The following is a 19526-nucleotide window of genomic DNA, read 5'->3' on the forward strand; positions in this document are numbered from 1 at the left end:
TCGTCAGCCCGCGCTGCGAGCGCGTGCCGATACACCTCGAGCGTCTGCGCGGCGATCGACTCCCAGCTGAAGTCGGCGATCGCCCGCTCCCGGCCGGCGGTGCCGAACGCGGCCGCGCGCGCCGGGTCGGCGCAGACCGCGTTGACGGCGGCGGCGAGGTCCGCCTCGAAGGCGGCGGTGTCGGCCTCGTCGTAGTGCACCAGCGTGCCGGTGACGCCGTCGACCACCACCTCGGGAATACCGCCCACGTCCGAGGCGACGACCGCCGTGCCGCACGCCATCGCCTCGAGGTTGACGATGCCCAGCGGTTCGTACACCGAGGGGCACACGAACACCGTGGCGGCGCTGAGGATCTCGCGCACCTTCGGAGTGGGCAACATGTCCTGCACCCAGTGCACGCCGTCCCGGGACTCGGCGAGCTCGGCCACCGCGTTCGCGGTCTCGGCGGCGATCTCCGGCGTGTCCGGCGCGCCGGCGCAGAGCACGAGCTGGATCTCGGGGTCGAAGTGGTGGGCCGCGGCCACGAGGTGCTTCACGCCCTTCTGCCGCGTGATGCGGCCGACGAACGCTGCGATGGGGCGATCCGGGTCGACGCCGCGCTCGACCAGTGGGGAGTCCTCGCCGAAGACGGGGGAGGGGTGCCACACCTGCGAGTCGATCCCGTTGAGTACCACGTGGACCCGTGCGGGGTCGAGGTTCGGGTAGGCGTCGAGGACGTCGTCCGCCATGCCGCGGCTGACGGCGATCACCGCATCGGCGTACTCGACGGCGTTGCGCTCGGCCCAGCTGGAGAGGCGGTAACCCCGCCCAGTTGCTCGGCCTTCCACGGGCGATGCGGCTCCAGGGAGTGCGCGGTCAGGATGTGCGGCACCCCGTAGAGCTGTCCGGCGACGTGCCCGGCCAAGCCCGTGTACCAGGTGTGACTGTGCACCACCTCCGCGCCCGCGGCCACGTGCGCCATGCGCAGATCGGTGGAGAACATCTCCAGCGCGGTGTTGGCGCCCGCGAGCTCCGGGTCCGGTCCGGAGACGGTGACGCCGTTCATCTCCGGGCGGGGCGCGCCCATGCAGTGCACGTCCACGTCGCACAGCTCGCGCAGGCGACTCACGAGCTCGGTCACGTGCACACCGGCGCCGCCGTACACCTCCGGTGGGAACTCCTCGTCATCATCGCTACGCGCATGGCGTTCACGCTAGAGCGTGGGCGTCGCGGACGCAGCCGGTTTGGTGCAGCCCGAACCCTGTGGTTCGTCTTCGGTTGGTCACCCGGACCCCTGTGCTTAGTCGTGCGTTCGGATCCACTGTCGCAGAACGCTGCACGCGTGCCCGGATTGGGGTTAGCGTGGACCCCGTGAGCAACCAGCCTCGTGTCCTGGGAATCGTCCTCGCCGGTGGCGAGGGTAAGCGTCTGTATCCGCTGACCGCGGACCGGGCGAAACCCGCAGTGCCGTTCGGTGGGTCGTACCGGCTCATCGACTTCGTGCTGTCGAACCTGGTGAACGCCGGGTACCAGCGATTGTGCGTGCTGACGCAGTACAAGTCGCACTCGCTGGACCGGCACATCAGCCAGACGTGGCGAATGTTCGGGTTCCGGGGCGAGTACATCACTCCGGTGCCCGCGCAGCAGCGGGTGGGCAAGCGCTGGTTCACCGGCAGCGCGGACGCGATCTACCAGTCGATGAACCTCATCACCGACGACGATCCGGACTACATCGTGGTGTTCGGCGCGGACCACGTGTACCGCATGGATCCGTCGCAGATGGTCCAGGCGCACATCGATTCCGGCGCGGGTGTCACCGTGGCGGGCATCCGCGTGCCGCGCTCGGAGGCGAAGGCGTTCGGCTGCATCGAATCCGATGACTCCGGCAAGATCACGCAGTTCCTCGAGAAGCCCGCGGACCCGCCCGGCACGCCGGACGATCCGGACGTCACCTTCGCGTCGATGGGCAACTACGTGTTCAGCCGGCAGGCGCTCGTGGACGCGATCATCGCCGACGCGGAGAACCCCGACTCGGATCACGACATGGGCGGCGACATCATCCCCGCGTTCGTGGCGCGCGGCGAGGCCGCGGTGTACGACTTCAGCGACAACAAGGTGCCCGGCGCCACCGAGCGCGACGCCGGCTACTGGCGCGACGTCGGGACGATCGACGCGTTCTACGACGCCCACATGGACCTGGTCTCCGTGTACCCGATCTTCAACCTCTACAACCGGCAGTGGCCCATCCGCTGCGAGAACGACAACCTCCCGCCGGCGAAGTTCGCCCGCGGCGGCCTCGCACAGGAGTCGATGGTGGGCGCGGGCAGCATCATCTCGGGCGCCACGGTCCGCAACTCCGTCATCGGCGCGAACGTCACGATCGGCGACGGCGCCACCGTCGAGGGGTCGGTGCTCATGCCGGGCGTGAAGATCGAAGCCGGTGCCGTGGTGCGGCGCGCCATCCTCGACAAGAACGTCGTCGTGGGCCGCGGCGAGATCCTGGGCGTGAACCTCGACCGGGAGCGGGAGCGGTTCAACGTGTCCGCCGGTGGAGTGGTCACCGTCGGCAAGGGCATCCGGATCGGTTGAACCTGCGGGCTGTCGTCCGTTCGGAGGATGGCGGACGCGGCGCCGGCGTGATGTGATCGAGGTTCTGTCCCGATCGCGTTCAAGCCGAGGAGCGTCGTGAGCAACCCGCAGGATCCGCACGGATACCCGCCCGCCGGACCGTACCGGGCACCGTCGAGCCCGATGCCGTACCCGGCGGCGCAGCCGTACGGCGCACCGTCGGGCGGCGGTCCGATCGCGCCCTACGCCGGCCCCGAGCGGGCGCCGGACAACCGGATGGTGCTGTCGGTGCTGTCCACGATCTTCGGTTTCCTGCCGCTCGGCGTGGTGGCGATCGTGAAGTCGTCGCAGGTGGAGGGCCTGTGGGCGCGAGGCGACCGGGCGGGCGCCGTGAGCGCGGCCGACTCGGCCAAGAAGTTCGCCATCGCAGCCTTCGTGGTGGGGATCGCGCTGCTCGTCGCGGTGGTGGTCTTCTACGTGGTCGTCTTCGGGATCATCATGGGCTCCGTCGCGGCGTTCTCGTCGTCGATCACCACGACGGCGACCTCGTCGGTCCCCTCGTACATGACGAAGAGCGAGATCGACGCCCAGATCCGGTCCGCCTCGTACGGCGACTGCTTCCGCCGGGTCGCATCAGGGGGCGAGCTGTCGATCTTCTCTAAGGTCTCGTGCAGCCAGTACGCCGCGGACGTGAAAGTGACCAGCGTGACGACGTCCACCAGCAACTGCGGATCGAATTGGGTGCGCAGCCAGAGCGATTCGTCGCGCACCCCCACTCAGGTGGTGCTCTGCCTGACGTCGGTGTGACGACCGCGCCCGGACAGGGCGGCGCGCGGTCAGGCGGCGTCGTCGGCGCGGGCGAGGAGACCGTGCGAGGAGCCACGAAGGAGGATCTCGACGACGGCGTCGGCATCGTCGGACATGGGGACGTGACCGCTGCCCGGGAGCCAGACGTGTTCGGCCTGCGGGAGCAGGTGCCGGGCGCGCCGGGCCTGGTAGGGCAGCAGCACCCGGTCCTGCGTGCCCCACGCGACGGTGACGGGGATGTCGGCCGCGATCGGGGCGTCGAACGGGAACGCGCCGCCGATGATGTCGCGGAGCGTGTGTCGCGAGTCGACCATGTTCCGCAGATCGCCGAGCACGCGGTCGGCGCCGAGGCGCTCGCCGTGGGTCATCAGCGAGGCCAGCATCAGCTTGCGGCCGATGCCGCTGCGAGTGAGCAGCGGCGCGAGCGGGCTGCGGCCCGGCCCGCGGCGATGAGTGCGATGAAGTGTGCGCGGATCAGCAGGAAGTCGGTGTCGTCGCGCCAGAAGCCGGCGGGGGAGAGGCCGGTGGCGCTGCTGACGATGCCGCTGGCCGCGGCCTCCAGGGCGATGCGGCCACCGAGTGAGTTGCCGGCGATGTGCGGGCGCACGAGGTCCAGCTCGGTGAACAGGTCCTCGAGGTGCTGCTGCAGGGCCTCCTGGACGGTGCGGCCGGCGAGGTCGAGAGCGGGGGACTCGCCGTGACCGGGCAGGTCGAAGAGGATGACCTCGCGGTGCTCCGCGAGCCGCTCCGCCACCGGGTACCAGGCCTGCCGGCGGTGCGCGATCCCGTGGACCAGCACCAGCGGCTCACCCGAGCCGAATCGTTCGTACGCCAACATCTCGTGCCACCTCGTCGTGGTCGGGCGGGCGGGGCCCGCGTGGTCCGACGGTGCGCCGGACGGTTGTTCGGAGCGTACGGATTGATAGATATGAGCGCAAGACCTCTCAGAAAAATCGCTGGTGATGGTATTTGCGATCGTGTGGACCTGACGCACCTGACGCCGTCCCACGGGGTTCTCCGTCTTGCGTTCGAGCGCGCTCGAAGGCCTAGCGTCGCCGCCATGAACGCGAACAAGGAAATGAAGTGGCTGGTCACCGGGGCGTCGCAGGGCTTCGGCCGGTGTCTCGTCGAGGACGCACTCGGGCGCGGTGACGCCGTCACCGCGGTCGTCCGTGACGCCCGTTCGATGCGAGGGCTCGTGGACGCGCATCCGGGCCGCCTGGACGTGGTCGAGGCGGATCTGCGCGATCGGGCGGCGGTCGAGCGGGTGGCCGCAGTGCTCGCGCAGTCGCCGATCGACGTGCTCGTCAACAACGCGGGCCGGGCGATCGCGGGCGCCGCGGAGGAGCTGTCGATGGATCTGCTTCGGGAACAACTGGAGCTGAACTTCTTCGCCGCGGCCGCGATGACCCGGGCGGCGCTGCCGGGCATGCGGAAGCGGCGGGCGGGGACGATAGTGCAGATGAGCAGCCAGGGCGGGCGGCTGTCGTTCCCCGCCGTCGGGGCCTACTCGGCGAGCAAGTTCGCTCTCGAGGGCTGGTCCGAGGCGCTCGCCGCCGAGGTCGCGGAGTTCGGGGTGCGGGTGCTCATCGTCGAGCCCTCGCGGTTCCGCACCGGCTTCAACACCGCGCGCTCGCTGGCGGTGACCGCGCCGTCGGAGGTGTACGGGCGGACCGTCGGGGCGGTGCAGCGCGACCTGACCGGGTCCGACGGAGCGCAGGAGGGCGACCCGGCCCGCGCCGCCCGGATCATCGGCGACCTGGTCCGAACGGCGGACGTGCCACTGCGCCTGCCGCTGGGCGCCGAAGCCGTCGAGCGTCTCACCGCGGCCTACACCGCCGGGCTCGACGGTGTGCGGCGATGGGCCGACGTGGCCCGCTCCGCAGACTATCCGGACGCGGCCGCACCGTCGCGGGCGATCCCCACCTCGTGAGCCGCTGCGTCAGCCCTCGCTGTTGCCGGGGGAGGCGCCGTCGTCAATCCCGCGCGAGGGCGGCGCGCACCTGGTGGGCCACGGTGGTGTGCTCGGCGGACTCGGGGAGCGCGTCGACGGGCCACCAGCGCAGGTCGTTCGACTCCTCGCTGATCGCGAGGTCGGGCGTGCCCGATCCGACGGCGAACGCGCGGAAACGCAGGTCCAGGTGGCGCGTCGGGACGCCGAGCGAGCACCGGATCGGGTGCGTGTGCAGGGTCAGCAGGTCCGCGTCGAGGACGAGGTCGGCGAGGCCGGACTCCTCGTGCCCCTCGCGGAGCGCGGCGGCGGCCACCGTCGAATCCGAGTCCTCGCAGTGCCCGCCCAACTGCAGCCACTCGCCCACGCGGGGGTGGTGGGTGAGGACGACGTGCGTCCGCGTCTCGTTGAGGATCACCACCGAGGCGGTGATGTGACCGGGCACGTTGGCGCGGGCGCAGGCGTTCGGCTGGGCATCGAGGAACGCGAGCACGGTGTGGCGCAGGGCGTCGTCGCCGTCGGTGCGGGCGTCGAACCGGGCGAGGACGTCGATGGCGGAGGCGTGTAGGGAGGCGAAGGTCACGGGCTACCTTTCGAGCAGCATCCCGCCCGGCGGGAGCGGCGGACGGGGCGCGGACAGCACGGACGGATCCGCCGGATACCCGACGGCGATCGCGCCCGCCGGCCGGTAGTCGTCCGGCAGGTCCAGGATCGTCCGCACGGTCTCGGCGGCGAAGATCGTCGAGCCCACCCAGCAACTGCCGATACCGCGCACGGCCAGCGAGACCAGCAGCGACTGCACGGCGGCGCCGACGGCGACGGTGAACATCGTCTCCTCGGCCGCGGTGCGACGGGCGTCGGGATAGGCGTGGGCACCGTCGGGAACCATGAACGGGAGGAGGAGCTCCGGGGCGTCGTAGAGCAGCTGCCCGCGGCGCACGCGCTTCGCGACGGATTCGGGTGTGCGCCCGTCGCCGGAGAGGTCCGCGGCCCACTGGTCCTTCATGGCGTCCAGCAGTGCCGTGCGGCGTTCCGCGTCGCGTACCCACACGAACCGCACCGGGTGCGTGTGATGCGGCGCAGGGGCCGTCAGGGCCTCCGCGACGGCGTCCCGAACATCGTCCTCGGGCACTGGCTCGTCCGCGAACGCGCGGACCGAGCGGCGCACGAGCAGCGCCTGGCGGCGCGCGAGTTCGACGCCGGTGTGGAACAGGTCGTCCTCGCCGGGGCGCACGAGGCCTCGCGCCGTCGCGAGCGGGGAGCCGGGATCCGGTGTGCGGACGGCGAATCCCCGCACCACCGCGACGGGCACGCCGCCCAGCTTGCCCTTCACGAGATCCGCGGCGGCGGCCAGTTCGTCGGCGACGGCGATCTCGGTGACCACCAGATCGTTGCCGTAGGCGTCCACGGCGCCGACGTACCCGTGCAGCACCTCCATGCCGGCGGCGCCGATCGCGGCGTCGGTCTGGCCGGTGCGCCAGGCGCGGCCCATCGTGTCGGTGACGAGCACCGCGACGTCCACGCCAAGTCGGTCCCGCAGCCCGGCGCGCACCGCGGCGGCGCCCGCGTCCGGATCCTCGGGCAGCAGGGCGACGGTGTTCGACGCGACGTTCGACGCGTCGACGCCCGAGGCCGCCTGCACGATGCCCAGCTTGTTCTCGGTGATCCACGTACGGCCCTTGGTGGCCAGCACGCGCACGGACTCCTCGGCGATCAGCCTGCGCCGGAACGCGTCCCGCTCCTCGGGGTCCGACGGCGCGGCGAGCACGCGGCCCTCCGCCTTGGAGAAGACCTTCGAAGTGATCACCACGACGTCGCCGTCCGCGAGCCAGGGGGCGGCGTCGGCGACGAGGGCGCCGACGTCGTCGCCCTCCGTCACCTCGGGGATGCCGAAGACCGGCAGGATCTCCAGCGACGGTGCGCCGTGGTCGCGCTCCGGCCGCGGGGTTCCGGCGGCGGCGCCGGTCACAGGCCCACCAACTCGAGGCCGGCGTCGATCATGGCCGCGGTGGCCTGCGGCGAACTCATCAGCAGGGGCACGGCCGCGACATCGAGGCCGTCGATCGCGACGCCGGCGTCCTCCTCGGCCACGAGCCAGCCGTCGAGGATCCCGTTGCCGCTGCGCGCGCCGAAGTGTTCGCCGATGGCGCGGGCGCTGGTCTCGACGCCCAGCACCTCGAGACAGCGATCGGCCATGCCGCGCAGGGGCGCGCCGCCGATCACGGGGGAGACGCCGACGACCTTGGCCTTCGTCGTGCGCAGCGCGGCGCGGACGCCGCCGACGGACAGGATCGCGCCGATCGACACCACGGGGTTCGACGGCGCGAGGAAGACCACGTCGGCGTCCTCGATCGCGGCGAGCGCGGCGCGGGTGGCCTGGGCCTTCCCGGCCCCGGCACCGTCGGTGCCGCCACCCACCTGGGCGAAGCCGAAGGTCTCCACGTCGGCGCGGTAGCGGACCCACCACTCCTGGAAATGCACGGCCTTCTTCGCGCCGTCGCCGGACTCCGGGTCCGCGATGACCACGTGCGTCTCGTGCCGCATGTCCGTGACCGGCACGAGCCGGACGCCGGGCCGCCAGCGGTTGCACAGCGCTGCCGTCACGTCGGTGAGCGGGAAGCCGGAGGACAGCATCTGCGTGCGGATCAGGTGCGTGGCGAGGTCGCGGTCGCCGAGCCCGAACCAGTCCGGATCGGCGCCGTACTTCGCCAGTTCCTCCTTGGCGTTCCAGGTCTCGTTGCGGTGGCCCCAGCCGCGCTCGGTGTCGATCCCGCCGCCCAGGGTGTACATGCACGTGTCCAAGTCCGGGCAGATGCGGACGCCGTGCATCCACGCGTCGTCGCCCACGTTGACGACCGCTGTGACCGAATTCTCACGGGCGCCTTCCGACGGTGTGTCCTCTCGCTCGGGAAACTCCGTCGCGCCGAAGCGTTCTCGCGCGCCCTCCAGGAATCGTGCACCGCCGACACCGCCCACCAGCACCGTCACCTTCACGACCACGAGCGTAATGGGCGTCGGCGAGTCGCGTGGCCGACGGGTCCCGGCATCCGATCCGGCATCGGATCCGGCTCTCGAGGGGCTACGAAGCGTTGGTCGTCGCGCCGCCCGAGTGGCATGATGAAAGGCGACCCGAGCGCGTCGCCGCCGGGCCAGCGGCTGTTGCGCGATGTGAGATGAATCACCTCTCAACCTCGTGTCGAGCCCTCCGATCCGACTCTCCAGGTGGTATTAGCTAATTTTGCAGTTCAGCTTGACGTGGCGGCTCTGTGCGTGTGTAATCACAACCGTGTCATTCACTGCGGCGCGATCGAGCGTCGACCGGCACATCACCATCGAAAGACCATCGAACACCACGAAAGCAACGAGGGAGGCGGGCCGATGACGATCGACGCTCATCGTGAACCGTTCGGAAGCTTCTCCGGTGGGTCCGGCCGTGCGCATCTTTCTCTGGTGTCCACGGGTTTCGAGGAACTCTACGAGGCCGTCGAGGATCAGTGGCAGGACCGTGCGCTGTGCTCGCAGACCGATCCGGAGGCGTTCTTCCCCGAGAAGGGCGGCTCGACCCGCGAGGCCAAGCGCATCTGCCTGGGCTGCGAGGTGCGCAACGAGTGCCTCGAGTACGCCCTGGCCAAGGACGAGCGCTTCGGTATCTGGGGCGGTCTGTCCGAGCGTGAGCGGCGGAAGCTCAAGCGCGGCATCGTCTGATGTCCCGATAACGACTACAGCGAGTCCGGTCCCGAGAGCAGTGTCTCCTCGGTGACCCCGAGGTAATCGCTGATCTGGTGAACCAGGATCGCGAGGATCTCCTCGAGCAGGTCGGCCTCCGACTTCGCGCGCCGCTGCAGTGGCCGCCGGAACAGGATCAGGCGGGCCCGGGTCCGGTTCCCCCGGCGGTCGATACCCACCGGCACCATCCGGGCCAGCGGGATCGGGCCGTCCGCCTCCACCTCGTCCGGCCAGGAGACGGTGTCCGGGTCGTGCGGCAGGATGCCGGGTACGTCGTCGACGGCGATGTCGAGGTCTGCGAGCCGTTCGTGCCACAGCGAGTCGATCTCCGCGAACGCGTCGAGGACGACCTCGTCGAAATCCTGTGTCCGCGTGCGGTGCGCGGGAAGGTCACGCGGGACCAACGGACCGCGCAAGCCGCGCTCCCGGCGATCTCTGGCTGCGCGCCGCCGCAGGCGCGCGCCACTGTCCCGTGACCCTCTCCGAGTTCTCATGGTCCTCTCAGTGTAAGCGGCGGAGCGTAGCCGGGGCCGCCGCGCACCGTCGTGCGGTGTGTCGGGAGCGCCGCGCCGGAGCCACGGGTTACCCTTTTGTCGTGAACTCCGTCCGTCAGTGCTGCCGCCCCGGCTGCAGGAACCACGCCGTGGCGACGCTGACGTTCGACTACCGCCAGTCGATCGCCGTCCTGGGCCCGTTGGGAACCACGAGTGAACCCCACTCGTGGGACCTCTGTGAGTTCCACGCCGGCCGTATGACCGCGCCCCGCGGGTGGGAGATGCTCCGCAACCTGCCCGCGTACAGCGCCGCCGCCGTGGGCAACACCGCCCTCGACGACGACCTGACGGCGCTGGCCGACACCGTCCGCGAGCGTGCCGCCCAGGCGGCGCCCGAGCCGGCCCCGCGCGAGCCGGGCCCCGTCCGCTCGCTGCCGCCGATCGGCGCCATGCGACCGGTGCACGACGGCTTCCCCGGGCCGCAGGCCGCGCCGCCGGCGCAGCCCGGCTCGTCCGGGCCCAAGCACGCCGCGCGCACCGGTCGGCGCGGCCACCTACGGGTGCTGCCGGACCCGGTCGACTGAGAGTCCGCCGAGAGTCCACCCCATTCCGGTGCCGGATACCCGATTCCGGACACGGTGCCGATAGGGTGGGGCGTTGTTCTACGGGCTCCGACGGTGCCCGGTCCGGTTCACGAGGAGGTCGTCGGGCGTGGTTCGAGCGCTGGAGTCGGTGCAGGCTGTCATCAAGGCGTACGACGTGCGCGGCCTGGTCGGCGAGCAGATCGACGAGGATTTCGTCCGCGACGTGGGCGCCGCCTTCGGCGCGCTGATCCGCGGGGAGGGCGCGACGGACGCCGTCGTCGGTCACGACATGCGGGACTCGTCGCCGGCGCTGTCCGCGGCGTTCGCGGCGGGGGTGACGGCCCAGGGGGTGAACGTCGTCCTCATCGGCCTCGCCTCCACCGACGAGCTGTACTTCGCATCGGGCCTGCTGGACCGGCCCGGCGCCATGTTCACCGCGTCGCACAACCCCGCGGCGTACAACGGCATCAAGCTGTGCCGTGCCGGTGCGAAGCCCGTGGGCCAGGAGACGGGCCTGCGGGCGATCACCGAGCAGGTGGCGAACGGCGTACCGTCGTACGACGGTGCCGCTGGCCGGGTCACCGAGCGGGACGTGCTCGATGAGTACGGGGCGTACCTGCGGAAGCTGGTCGACCTGTCGGGCTCGCGGCCGTTGCGCGTGGCCGTGGACGCCGGCAACGGGATGGGCGGGTTCACGGTGCCGTCGGTGCTCGGCCCCGTCGAGGAGCTGGACGTGCGGGCGCTGTACTTCGAGCTCGACGGTGAGTTCCCCAACCACGAGGCCAACCCGCTCGACCCGAAGAACCTCGTCGACCTGCAGAGGTTCGTCGTCGAGCAGGGTGCCGACATCGGCCTCGCGTTCGACGGCGATGCCGACCGCTGCTTCGTGGTGGACGAGAACGGCGATCCCGTGTCGCCGTCGGCGGTGACGGCGTTGGTCGCCGAACGCGAGCTCGCCAAGCACCCCGGCGCCACGGTGATCCACAATCTGATCACGTCCAAGGCGGTCCCGGAGATCATCGAGGAGAACGGCGGGACGCCCGTGCGCACGCGGGTCGGTCACTCCTTCATCAAGGCGCGGATGGCCGAGACCGGTGCGGTGTTCGGCGGCGAGCACTCAGCGCACTACTATTTCCGCGAGTTCTGGGGCGCCGACTCGGGCATGCTGGCCGCGATGCACGTCCTGGCCGCCCTCGGCGAGCAGCAGGCGCCGCTGTCAGAACTGATGGGCGGGTACGACAGGTACGCGGCATCCGGCGAGATCAACTCGACGGTGGCCGACCAGGCCGAGCGCACGCGGGCCGTCCTCGATGCTTTCGCAGACGAAATCGAGAGCACCGATGAACTGGACGGCGTGACGGTACAGTTGCTTTCGGGCGCCTGGTTCAATCTGCGCGCCTCCAACACCGAGCCGCTGCTCCGGCTGAACGTCGAGGCCGCGACGCCGGACGAGGTGCGTGCGCTGACGACGAGGATCCTGGCGATCGTACGTGCCTGAACGCGATTCGCGCGCAGGTGGACGGGAGGGAACCGTGACCGAGGTTGCCGATCTGGACGATCCGGCGGGTCTGATCGCGGCCGATGTCGGCGGGCATCTCCGCGCGGCGGCGCTCGCGGGCGCGCAGGTGCGCGCCGTGGCCACCGCCGTCGATGAGGGCGCGCTGGACGAGCTGGATTCCGTGACGCCGCGGGCTGTCGTCGTGGTCTGCGGGGCCGGGCCCGCGGCTGCCGCCGCCGGGTTCGTCGAGGCACTCACCGCGGGCCGACTCGACGTCCCGCTGGTCCGGTCGACGGAGCTGCCGCCGTGGGTGGGCGCGCTCGACGTGGTGGTCGTGTGCGGCTTCGACGCCGGGGATCTGGTGCTCGCGCGGGCGGTCGCCACCGCGGCGCGGCGCGGCGCGACCACGGTGGTCGTGGTGCCGATGGAGGGCCCGGTCGCCGAGGCGGCGGCGGGGCGGACCGTCGACTTGTCGCCCCGGCTGCGCGTCCCCGAACGATTCGGCTTCGTCGGCGTGGCCGCGGCGTTGCTCGCGGTCCTCGGGCGCCTGGCCGGCACGGACCGCGCCGCCGCCCCGGGGGAGGGGTTCCTGTTCAGGCTCGCCGAGACGCTCGACGACGAGGCCGTGCGCGGCGCTCCTGACCGTGGCATCGACTCCAATCCGGCGAAGCGGCTCGCGGCGCGGATGACTGGCCGCCGGGTGGCGCTGACCGCCGATACCGCGGCCGGTCTGGCGGTGGCGGAACACGCCGCGTCGCAGGCGCTCACGCTGGGCGGGCAGGTCGTCGCCGCGGTCGGCCTGGCCGACGTCGAACTCGCCGTGCCGGAGTTGGCCGCGGCACCGTCGGGCGGGGCGCTCGGCACCGACCCCGTGGACCCGCTGTTCCACGACCCGTTCCTCGACGGCCCGGCGGCGCAGACACCGCTGCGCGTGCTGGTCCTGACCGCGGAGGAACGCGCGCCGATGGTCCGGGCCCGGCTGCGCGCGCTGCCCGACGTGGACGCCCTGCCGGTCGACGAGGACGCGGAGCCCCGCTCGCCCGAATCCGAGGGGCCGCGGGCGGACGCGCTGGACCTCGGCGCTGGCGGTACGGTTCGATCTCGCGTCGGTGTACCGGCGCCTGACCGGGGAGGCGTGATGCAGCGGATCGAGGGCGTCATCCGCCCGTACGCGTGGGGTTCGCGCACGGTTCTGGCCACGATGCAGGGCCGGACGGTGCCGTCCAACCATCCGGAGGCCGAGCTGTGGTTCGGCGCCCATCCCGCCGATCCCGCGAAACTGGGTGGCGACGATCCGGACGGCGGCGACCTGCTGTCCGCGATCGCCTCCGACCTGGACGGCCAGCTCGGGCCCGTGTGCCGGGAGGAGTTCGGCGACCGGCTGCCGTACCTGGTGAAGGTGCTGGCCGCCGACGAGCCCCTGTCCTTGCAGGCCCACCCGTCGCGGGAGCAGGCGGCGGAGGGCTTCGCCCGCGAGAACGCCGCGGGCATCCCGCTCGACGCGCCCGAGCGGAACTACCGCGACGCCGCGCACAAGCCCGAGGTCGTGATCGCGCTGAGCCGGTTCGAGGCTCTCGCCGGCTTCCGCGACCCGGCGGTCACCGTCGACCTGCTGCGGGCACTGGCCGTGCCGGAACTGGACAGCTACCTCGGTCTGCTGGCGGGACAGCCGGATTCACAGGGGCTGCGGGCGCTGGTCACCACCTGGATCACGCTGCCGCAGTCGGCCCTGGCGGAGCTGGTCCCCGCGGTCCTCGCGGGGTGCGTGCGCTACCTCAAGAGCGGCGAGACGCGGTTCCGGGCGAGGCCCGACTGGCTTTGATGCTGGGGGAGCGGTACCCGGACGACGCGGGTGTGCTCGCGGCGCTGCTGCTCAACCGGGTGGTGCTCGAGCCGGGGCAGGCGTTGTACCTGGCCGCGGGGAACCTGCACGCGTACGTGAGCGGCGCGGCCGTCGAGGTGATGGCCAACAGCGACAACGTGTTGCGCGGCGGCCTCACCCCCAAGCACGTGGACGTGCCGGAACTGCTGCGGGTGCTGGACTTCACCCCGCGCACCGTCGGATCTGGCGCCGACGACATCCTCGGTGGGCCCGGAGGTGGTCTTCGCGACCCCCGCGCCCGAGTTCCGGGTCTCGCGGGTGCGGCTCGACGGGACTGCGCTCAAGCGCGCGGCGTCGGTGGAGCTGGACGCGCGCGGCCCGCAGCTACTGGTGGTCACCGAGGGCACGGTGTCAGTGCGGAGTTCGGGGCGCGGTGCGGGCCGGGCGATCGACGTTCCGGCGGGCAGCGGCCTGTGGATGGCCGCATCGGATCCGGAGTCGTGGTCAGTGCCCACTCACCGGCGGCGGAGTTCTTCCGCACGCTGGTGGGCGGGCACTAGGAGCGTGCTGAGGGCGCTCGGGCGGGACTAGACGCCGCCGAGGTTCTCGTAGAAGGTCTCGGGGATGTCGAACGTCTGCATGTTCGCCACGGCGATCGCCTCGGGCTGTGCCTTGCTGAGCACCGCGAGGGGCTTGCCGTCGCGCGTGAGCAGCACGTCGTCCCCGCCCTCGACGATGCTGAGGAGCTGAGCGACGGTCTGGTCGGTGGTGTGCGCGAAAGTCTTGGTCATAGGCCCGACGGTAAGTGTTACTCCGCGGTACGCCAACAGTTTTCGTGTACCGATGGGTAACACCAGCGGGTAACTTCTCCGCTCCCGGGTGCCGTTCCCATGTGATTGCCAGCGTCGCGGCAGAGTGCACCCAGGTGGCGCCGCGAGAGTGGTTCCTTGCAACTGATGAGGCCCGATCGGGCCACGACGCAAGGAGAGAACACATGGCAGCACCGGGACAGGGCAACGGTCAGGGACAGCGACCGGGTCAGCCGAAGCCGCAGCAGCCCCAGCGCCGCCGCGTGCGCCGGTGGAACCCGCAGGCTCGTCGCTGGGACTGGGTGTGGCAGTGAGCCCGCGGTACTGATCGCAGGAGGACCCATGGAGTCGGCGAGTCTGCTGACGCTGCTGTGGGCCTACACGCCGGGCCACCGACGATCCTCGTCGGTGGCCTGGCGCTGTTGGTCGCGGCGGCGCTCGTGGAGGTGGTGTCGGTGCTGGTGATGGCCGACGTGCTCGACGCGGTACTGACCTCGTCCGGCGTCGGCGGCGCCGGGCGCGGCGTCGCGCAGTGGGTGGGCGTGACACTGCTCGGCGCGGTGCTCACCTACTGCGGCACGCTTGCGACCTGCCGGGCCGCGGAGGGTACCGTCCTCGCCCTGCGCGACGAGGTTCTCGCGCGCGTGCTGGATCTGCCGTCGGACGAGGCGAACCGCCTGTCGACCGGCGACGTGGTGGTACGGCTGACCGAGGACGTGGTGGTCCTGGAGACCGCACTGTCGGTGTCCGTGGTGCAGGCCGCGGTCGCACTGCTGACGACCGGCGGGCTCGTCGCGGTCGCCTGGTGGTTGAGCTGGCAGCTCACCTTGATCGCGCTGATCGCGGTGCCGGGCCTGATGGGCCTGGCGCGCGCGTTCCGGGGCGCGCAGGAGCGCGCGACCGTGCGGGAGCGGGAGGCGCACTCCGCGCTCGGATCCGCGATCGCCGAGGTCACGGCCACCGTCGAGCACGTGCGCCTGTACGGCATGGAGCCGGCCGAGCGCGGCTGGGTGCACCGCCGCGGCCGGTCGTTGTTCGCGGCGCGGATGCGCGAGGCCCGCGTGCACGCCCTGTTCGGTGGGGTACTGGGCTCGGCGCAGGCGCTCACACTGATCGCCGTGTCGGTGGCGGGCGTGATGCTGGTGCGCACGGGCTCCCTCACCTACGGCGCGTTGATCGCGCTCACGGGCTACCTCGGCCACCTGTATCCGCGGATCCAGGACATCGCCGAGAGCCGCCTCGCGCTGGTCGGGGCGCGGATCAGCGCCGACCGGCTGGAGGCGGTGGCGGGTCCGCTCGGCGCGCCGCTGCCGCCCGTCGTGCCGGACGATGCCGGTACCCGGCTCGTCCCGCCCGCGCTCGCGGTACGCGTGCGCGATGTCCGAGCCCGGCGCGGCGACTTCGTTCTGGATTGTCCGGCGTTCGACGCCGAGCCGGGACCGTGACGGCGATCGTGGGGCCGTCCGGGTCGGGCAAATCGACCCTCGCCGCGGTCCTCGCGGGCCTGACGGGGGCCGAAGGCACCGTCGAACTGGGGGAGCGGGCGGACCTCGCGGGGCCGGAGCTGCGGGAGCTGGTGACCCTGGTGCCCCAGCGCGCGGTGATCCGCACCGGAACCCTGGCGTCGAACATCGCCTACGGCAGCGGCGCGGAGCCGGGCGTCGCGGGCGAGCTGTCCGGGGCGGACGAGTTCGTGCGCCGGCTCCCCGGCGGCTACCTGACCCGCACCTCGTTCGGCGGGGACGAACTCTCGGGTGGGCAGCGGCAGCGGATCGCATTGGCACGCGGGCTCGCCCGGCCGACCCCGGTCCTGATCCTCGACGAACCGAGTACGGGGCTCGACGGTGCCGCGACGGCCCGGCTCGCCGGGGTGCTGCGGACCGTCGCGCAGCGGCGCACCGTCGTCGTGATCACACACGACCCCGTACTGGAGGCGGCGGCGGACCGCTGCTATTCGGTCGAAAACGGACGTGTCGCCGCTGCGGAGCACGCTTATACCTGAAATCCCGCGCGCGTTGGGCGGTGGTGTTTGATGAATCGTCACACCAGGACGAGACCAGGAGCACCGATGGCGAACCCACTGCTGCGCACCAAATCGGTGGAGCAATCCATCGCCGACACCGAGGTGGTCGGCACCCGCCTCAAGAAACAGCTGACGGCGTGGGATCTCACGATCTTCGGCGTGGCCGTGGTCGTGGGTGCGGGCATCTTCACGATCGGCGCGTCGACGGCGGGCGACTACTCCGGGCCGGCGGTCACCGTCTCGTTCGTGATCGCGGCGATCGCGTGCGGGCTCGCGGCCCTGTGTTACGCGGAGTTCGCGTCGACGGTGCCCGTCGCCGGCTCGGCGTACACATTCTCCTACGCCACCTTCGGCGAGTTCGCGGCGTGGATCATCGGCTGGGACCTGGTGCTGGAGTTCTCCATCGCCGCGGCGGCCGTCGCCAGCGGGTGGTCGAGCTACCTCGGGACGGTCTTCGGTACCGGGCCGGCGGCGTTCGAGGTCAGCGGACACACGGTCGACTGGGGAGCGATGCTCATCGTCGCAGCTCTGACGGCGCTGCTCACCTTCGGCGCGAAGGTCTCCTCCCGCGTCTCTGCGGTGATCACTGCGGTCAAGGTCGCCGTGGTGCTGCTCGTCATCGTGGTCGGCGCCTTCTACATCAAGGGCTCGAACTACTCCCCGTTCGTGCCGGAGTCGGTGCCGGGCGAGAAGACCGGGTTCGACTGGACCAACACTCTGTTCCAGGTCCTGAGCGGCGGCAGCGGATCGTCGTACGGCTGGTACGGCGTGCTGGCGGGCGCCTCGATCGTGTTCTTCGCGTTCATCGGCTTCGACATCGTCGCGACGTCCGCCGAGGAGACGGTGAACCCGCAGCGCGACGTGCCGCGGGGCATCCTCGGTTCGCTCGCGGTCGTCACCGTGCTGTACATCGCGGTCACCGTCGTGGTCACCGGTATGGCCAGCTACAAGGATCTCGCGACAAGCGCCGGCGACGGCAGCGGGAAGAATCTGGCCTACGCGTTCAAGTTGAACGGCGTGGACTGGGCCGCGACCATCATTTCCATCGGCGCGCTGGCCGGCCTCACGACCGTGGTGATGGTGCTGCTCATGGGCCAGAACCGCGTGCTGTTCGCGATGTCGCGCGACGGTCTGCTGCCGCGGCCGCTGGCCAAGACGTCCGACCGCGGCGTGCCCGTGCGGATCACGGTGGGCGTCGGGGTCGTGGTCGCGATCTTCGCCGGCCTGGTCCCGCTGAGCGAGCTGGCCGAGCTGATCAACATCGGCACCCTGTTCGCGTTCGTGCTCGTCTCGGTCGGCGTGGTCGTTCTGCGCAAGCAGCGGCCCGACCTCAAGCGCGGGTTCCGCGCGCCGCTGGTGCCGCTGGTGCCGATCCTCTCGGTGATCGCCTGCGCCTGGCTGATGCTGAACCTGTCGCTCGAGACCTGGCTCCGGTTCCTGATCTGGATGGCCCTGGGCGTGATCGTGTACTTCCTGTACTCGATGAACCACTCCCTGGTGGGTCGGCGGGCGCGCGGCGAGGTCATCGAGTCGCTGGCCGACTGATCATCTCCGCTCGGACCGGGGTCGGCGCAACGCGCCGGCCCCGGTTTCGTCTTTTCCGGGTGGCCGCCGTGAAGCCGGGGCGCCGCGATCGACGGACTCTCCGATTCTGTCCTCAGTGGACAGCCGAGAGCCGGGCTCTCCAGTGCTTCGATCCCGGATCCCAGCGGCGGACCGTCGAGAAAACCCGACGTTCGGAACTCGACCGCAACGGGCGACGGCACCGTCGGACACCAGGAGCGATAGCCTGGTGCGCGTGACTTCTACGCTGACCGCCGATACGGCGAACGGAATCGACTTCAAGGTCGCGGACCTCTCGCTCGCGGAGGCGGGCCGCAAGCAGTTGCGCCTGGCCGAGCACGAGATGCCGGGCCTGATGGCGCTGCGTCGCGAGTACGCGGACGTCAAGCCGCTCAAGGGTGCGCGGATCTCGGGTTCGCTGCACATGACGGTGCAGACCGCGGTGCTCATCGAGACCCTCGTGGAGCTCGGCGCCGAGGTGCGCTGGGCCTCCTGCAACATCTTCTCCACCCAGGACGAGGCCGCTGCGGCCGTCGTCGTGGGCCCGCACGGCACCGTCGAAGCCCCGCAGGGCGTACCGGTGTTCGCGTGGAAGGGCGAGACCCTTGAGGAGTACTGGTGGGCCGCGGAGCAGATGCTGACGTGGCCGGGTGAGCCCGCCAACATGATCCTCGACGACGGTGGCGACGCCACCATGCTCGTGTTGCGCGGCGCGCAGTTCGAGGCGGCCGGGGTCGTCCCGCCGACCGACGAGGACGCCGACAGCGCGGAGTACCAGGTGTTCCTGGCCCTGCTGCGCGAGTCGCTGGCCAAGGACGCGACCAAGTGGTCGACGATCGCCGAGTCGGTCAAGGGCGTGACCGAGGAGACCACCACGGGCGTGCTGCGGCTGTACCAGTTCGCGGCGGCGGGTGAGCTGAAGTTCCCGGCGATCAACGTCAACGACTCGGTCACCAAGAGCAAGTTCGACAACAAGTACGGCACCCGTCACTCGCTGATCGACGGCATCAACCGCGGCACCGACGTGCTGATCGGCGGCAAGAAGGTCCTCATCACCGGCTACGGCGACGTGGGCAAGGGCTGCGCCGAGTCGCTCGCCGGCCAGGGCGCGCGCGTCCAGGTCACCGAGATCGACCCCATCAACGCGCTGCAGGCGCTCATGGACGGCTTCGACGTGGTCACCGTCGAGCAGGCCATCGGGGACGCCGACATCGTCATCACCTCCACGGGCAACAAGGACATCATCCTGCTCGAGCACATGAAGGCGATGAAGGATCACGCGATCCTCGGCAACATCGGCCACTTCGACAACGAGATCGACATGGCCGGCCTCGAGAAGTCGGGCGCCGTGCGCCTGAACATCAAGCCGCAGGTCGACCAGTGGACCTTCGGCGACACCGGCAAGTCGATCGTGGTGCTCTCCGAGGGCCGCCTGCTGAACCTGGGCAACGCGACCGGCCACCCCTCGTTCGTGATGTCCAACAGCTTCAGCAACCAGGTGATCGCCCAGGTCGAGCTGTGGACCAAGCCCGACGAGTACGACAACGAGGTCTACCGCCTACCCAAGCACCTCGACGAGAAGGTCGCGAAGATCCACGTCGAGGCCCTGGGCGGCACCTTGACCAAGCTCACCAAGGAGCAGGCGGAGTACATCGGCGTCGACGTCGAGGGCCCGTACAAGCCGGAGCACTACCGCTACTGA

18 protein-coding genes and 2 pseudogenes are annotated in these 19526 nt (G+C 70.9%); 12 read left to right on the plus strand and 8 right to left on the minus strand.

The annotated features are described in order from the left end of the window. Nucleotides 1–14 precede the first annotated feature (14 nt). A pseudogene (glgA, locus tag MTP03_RS05775) lies at nucleotides 15–1182 on the minus strand (glycogen synthase); the annotation flags it as partial. A 168-nt stretch (nucleotides 1183–1350) separates the two neighbouring features. On the opposite strand from glgA, the gene glgC reads away from it, so the two are divergent. Both glgC and MTP03_RS05785 read left to right on the plus strand, forming a co-directional pair. After that, nucleotides 1351–2568: a glucose-1-phosphate adenylyltransferase gene (gene glgC, locus MTP03_RS05780; RefSeq protein WP_248491098.1), complete on the plus strand. Its 1218-nt coding sequence runs from the start codon at nucleotides 1351–1353 to the stop codon at nucleotides 2566–2568. A 96-nt stretch (nucleotides 2569–2664) separates the two neighbouring features. Next, complete coding sequence (locus MTP03_RS05785; protein ID WP_248491099.1) at nucleotides 2665–3354, plus strand: CD225/dispanin family protein; 690 nt, start codon at nucleotides 2665–2667, stop codon at nucleotides 3352–3354. 29 nt (nucleotides 3355–3383) lie between these two features. Here the strand turns inward: MTP03_RS05785 and MTP03_RS05790 are convergent, their stop codons facing one another. Further along, nucleotides 3384–3737: an alpha/beta fold hydrolase gene (locus MTP03_RS05790; RefSeq protein ID WP_248491100.1), complete on the minus strand. Its 354-nt coding sequence runs from the start codon at nucleotides 3735–3737 to the stop codon at nucleotides 3384–3386. Beyond that, the gene (locus MTP03_RS05795; RefSeq protein ID WP_248491101.1) at nucleotides 3737–4192 is read right to left on the minus strand and encodes an alpha/beta fold hydrolase; all 456 of its coding nucleotides are present in this window, start codon (nucleotides 4190–4192) and stop codon (nucleotides 3737–3739) included. The genes MTP03_RS05790 and MTP03_RS05795 overlap by 1 nt, the downstream gene beginning before the upstream one ends. 222 nt (nucleotides 4193–4414) lie before the next feature. On the opposite strand from MTP03_RS05795, the gene MTP03_RS05800 reads away from it, so the two are divergent. After that, nucleotides 4415–5287 (plus strand): SDR family NAD(P)-dependent oxidoreductase, encoded by an 873-nt coding sequence (locus tag MTP03_RS05800; protein ID WP_248491102.1) that lies wholly within the window; start codon nucleotides 4415–4417, stop codon nucleotides 5285–5287. Nucleotides 5288–5330: 43 nt separating this feature from the next. Here the strand turns inward: MTP03_RS05800 and MTP03_RS05805 are convergent, their stop codons facing one another. From MTP03_RS05805 to cofD, 3 genes are read right to left on the minus strand one after another with little or no spacing between them, the layout of a single operon-like run. After that, nucleotides 5331–5888 (minus strand): NUDIX hydrolase, encoded by a 558-nt coding sequence (locus tag MTP03_RS05805; RefSeq protein ID WP_248491103.1) that lies wholly within the window; start codon nucleotides 5886–5888, stop codon nucleotides 5331–5333. Nucleotides 5889–5891: 3 nt separating this feature from the next. Beyond that, nucleotides 5892–7274: a coenzyme F420-0:L-glutamate ligase gene (locus tag MTP03_RS05810; RefSeq protein ID WP_248491104.1), complete on the minus strand. Its 1383-nt coding sequence runs from the start codon at nucleotides 7272–7274 to the stop codon at nucleotides 5892–5894. Next, a complete protein-coding gene (gene cofD / locus MTP03_RS05815; protein ID WP_248491105.1) occupies nucleotides 7271–8299 on the minus strand; it encodes a 2-phospho-L-lactate transferase in 1029 nt (342 codons plus the stop codon). The genes MTP03_RS05810 and cofD overlap by 4 nt, the downstream gene beginning before the upstream one ends. Nucleotides 8300–8683: 384 nt before the next feature. On the opposite strand from cofD, the gene MTP03_RS05820 reads away from it, so the two are divergent. Next, the gene (locus tag MTP03_RS05820) at nucleotides 8684–9010 is read left to right on the plus strand and encodes a WhiB family transcriptional regulator (RefSeq protein WP_248492052.1); all 327 of its coding nucleotides are present in this window, start codon (nucleotides 8684–8686) and stop codon (nucleotides 9008–9010) included. Nucleotides 9011–9024: 14 nt separating this feature from the next. On the opposite strand, the gene MTP03_RS05825 is transcribed toward MTP03_RS05820, so the two are convergent. Then, nucleotides 9025–9447 (minus strand): metallopeptidase family protein, encoded by a 423-nt coding sequence (locus MTP03_RS05825; protein WP_371820897.1) that lies wholly within the window; start codon nucleotides 9445–9447, stop codon nucleotides 9025–9027. A gap of 179 nt (nucleotides 9448–9626) precedes the next feature. Here MTP03_RS05825 and MTP03_RS05830 point away from each other — a divergent pair, with 179 nt between their 5' ends. The 3 genes and pseudogenes from MTP03_RS05830 (at nucleotide 9627) to manA (ending at nucleotide 13989) form a co-directional block, all read left to right on the plus strand. Then, nucleotides 9627–10109 (plus strand): DUF3499 domain-containing protein, encoded by a 483-nt coding sequence (locus MTP03_RS05830; protein WP_248491107.1) that lies wholly within the window; start codon nucleotides 9627–9629, stop codon nucleotides 10107–10109. Nucleotides 10110–10236: 127 nt separating this feature from the next. Further along, a complete protein-coding gene (locus MTP03_RS05835; protein ID WP_248491108.1) occupies nucleotides 10237–11607 on the plus strand; it encodes a phosphomannomutase/phosphoglucomutase in 1371 nt (456 codons plus the stop codon). 1138 nt (nucleotides 11608–12745) lie between these two features. Then, nucleotides 12746–13989, plus strand: a pseudogene (gene manA, locus MTP03_RS05840) (mannose-6-phosphate isomerase, class I). A 27-nt stretch (nucleotides 13990–14016) separates the two neighbouring features. Here manA and MTP03_RS05845 read toward each other — a convergent pair. Continuing rightward, on the minus strand, nucleotides 14017–14220 hold the full coding sequence (locus MTP03_RS05845; RefSeq protein ID WP_248491109.1) for a hypothetical protein: 204 nt from the start codon (nucleotides 14218–14220) through the stop codon (nucleotides 14017–14019). Nucleotides 14221–14423: 203 nt separating this feature from the next. Here MTP03_RS05845 and MTP03_RS22605 point away from each other — a divergent pair, with 203 nt between their 5' ends. The 5 genes from MTP03_RS22605 to ahcY all read left to right on the plus strand — a co-directional run bounded on the left by MTP03_RS22605 (nucleotide 14424) and on the right by ahcY (nucleotide 19526). Then, on the plus strand, nucleotides 14424–14552 hold the full coding sequence (locus MTP03_RS22605; protein WP_255603085.1) for a hypothetical protein: 129 nt from the start codon (nucleotides 14424–14426) through the stop codon (nucleotides 14550–14552). 57 nt (nucleotides 14553–14609) lie between these two features. Next, nucleotides 14610–15683: an ABC transporter ATP-binding protein gene (locus MTP03_RS05850; protein WP_248491110.1), complete on the plus strand. Its 1074-nt coding sequence runs from the start codon at nucleotides 14610–14612 to the stop codon at nucleotides 15681–15683. Next, entirely contained in the window at nucleotides 15680–16240 is a 561-nt protein-coding gene (locus MTP03_RS05855; RefSeq protein ID WP_248491111.1) for an ATP-binding cassette domain-containing protein, read from the plus strand. Before MTP03_RS05850 ends, MTP03_RS05855 begins: the two co-directional genes overlap by 4 nt. A gap of 66 nt (nucleotides 16241–16306) precedes the next feature. Beyond that, nucleotides 16307–17806 carry an amino acid permease gene (locus MTP03_RS05860; RefSeq protein WP_248491112.1) on the plus strand — a complete coding sequence of 500 codons (1500 nt, stop codon included), beginning with the start codon at nucleotides 16307–16309 and terminating at the stop codon, nucleotides 17804–17806. Nucleotides 17807–18050: 244 nt separating this feature from the next. After that, the gene (gene ahcY, locus MTP03_RS05865) at nucleotides 18051–19526 is read left to right on the plus strand and encodes an adenosylhomocysteinase (protein WP_248492053.1); all 1476 of its coding nucleotides are present in this window, start codon (nucleotides 18051–18053) and stop codon (nucleotides 19524–19526) included.

The sequence above is a fragment of the Tsukamurella sp. PLM1 genome (assembly GCF_023168325.1).
GTDB lineage: Bacteria > Actinomycetota > Actinomycetes > Mycobacteriales > Mycobacteriaceae > Tsukamurella.

Excerpts from the sequence above, each read along its gene's own strand:
- MTP03_RS05845 (WP_248491109.1), bottom strand. The coding sequence starts at position 14,220 with ATGACCAAGACTTTCGCGCACACCACCGACCAGACCGTCGCTCAGCTC.
- MTP03_RS05795 (WP_248491101.1), bottom strand. The coding sequence starts at position 4,192 with ATGTTGGCGTACGAACGATTCGGCTCGGGTGAGCCGCTGGTGCTGGTC.
- MTP03_RS05800 (WP_248491102.1), top strand. The coding sequence starts at position 4,415 with ATGAACGCGAACAAGGAAATGAAGTGGCTGGTCACCGGGGCGTCGCAG.
- MTP03_RS05790 (WP_248491100.1), bottom strand. The coding sequence starts at position 3,737 with ATGCTGGCCTCGCTGATGACCCACGGCGAGCGCCTCGGCGCCGACCGC.
- MTP03_RS05860 (WP_248491112.1), top strand. The coding sequence starts at position 16,307 with ATGGCGAACCCACTGCTGCGCACCAAATCGGTGGAGCAATCCATCGCC.
- MTP03_RS22605 (WP_255603085.1), top strand. The coding sequence starts at position 14,424 with ATGGCAGCACCGGGACAGGGCAACGGTCAGGGACAGCGACCGGGTCAG.
- MTP03_RS05820 (WP_248492052.1), top strand. The coding sequence starts at position 8,684 with ATGACGATCGACGCTCATCGTGAACCGTTCGGAAGCTTCTCCGGTGGG.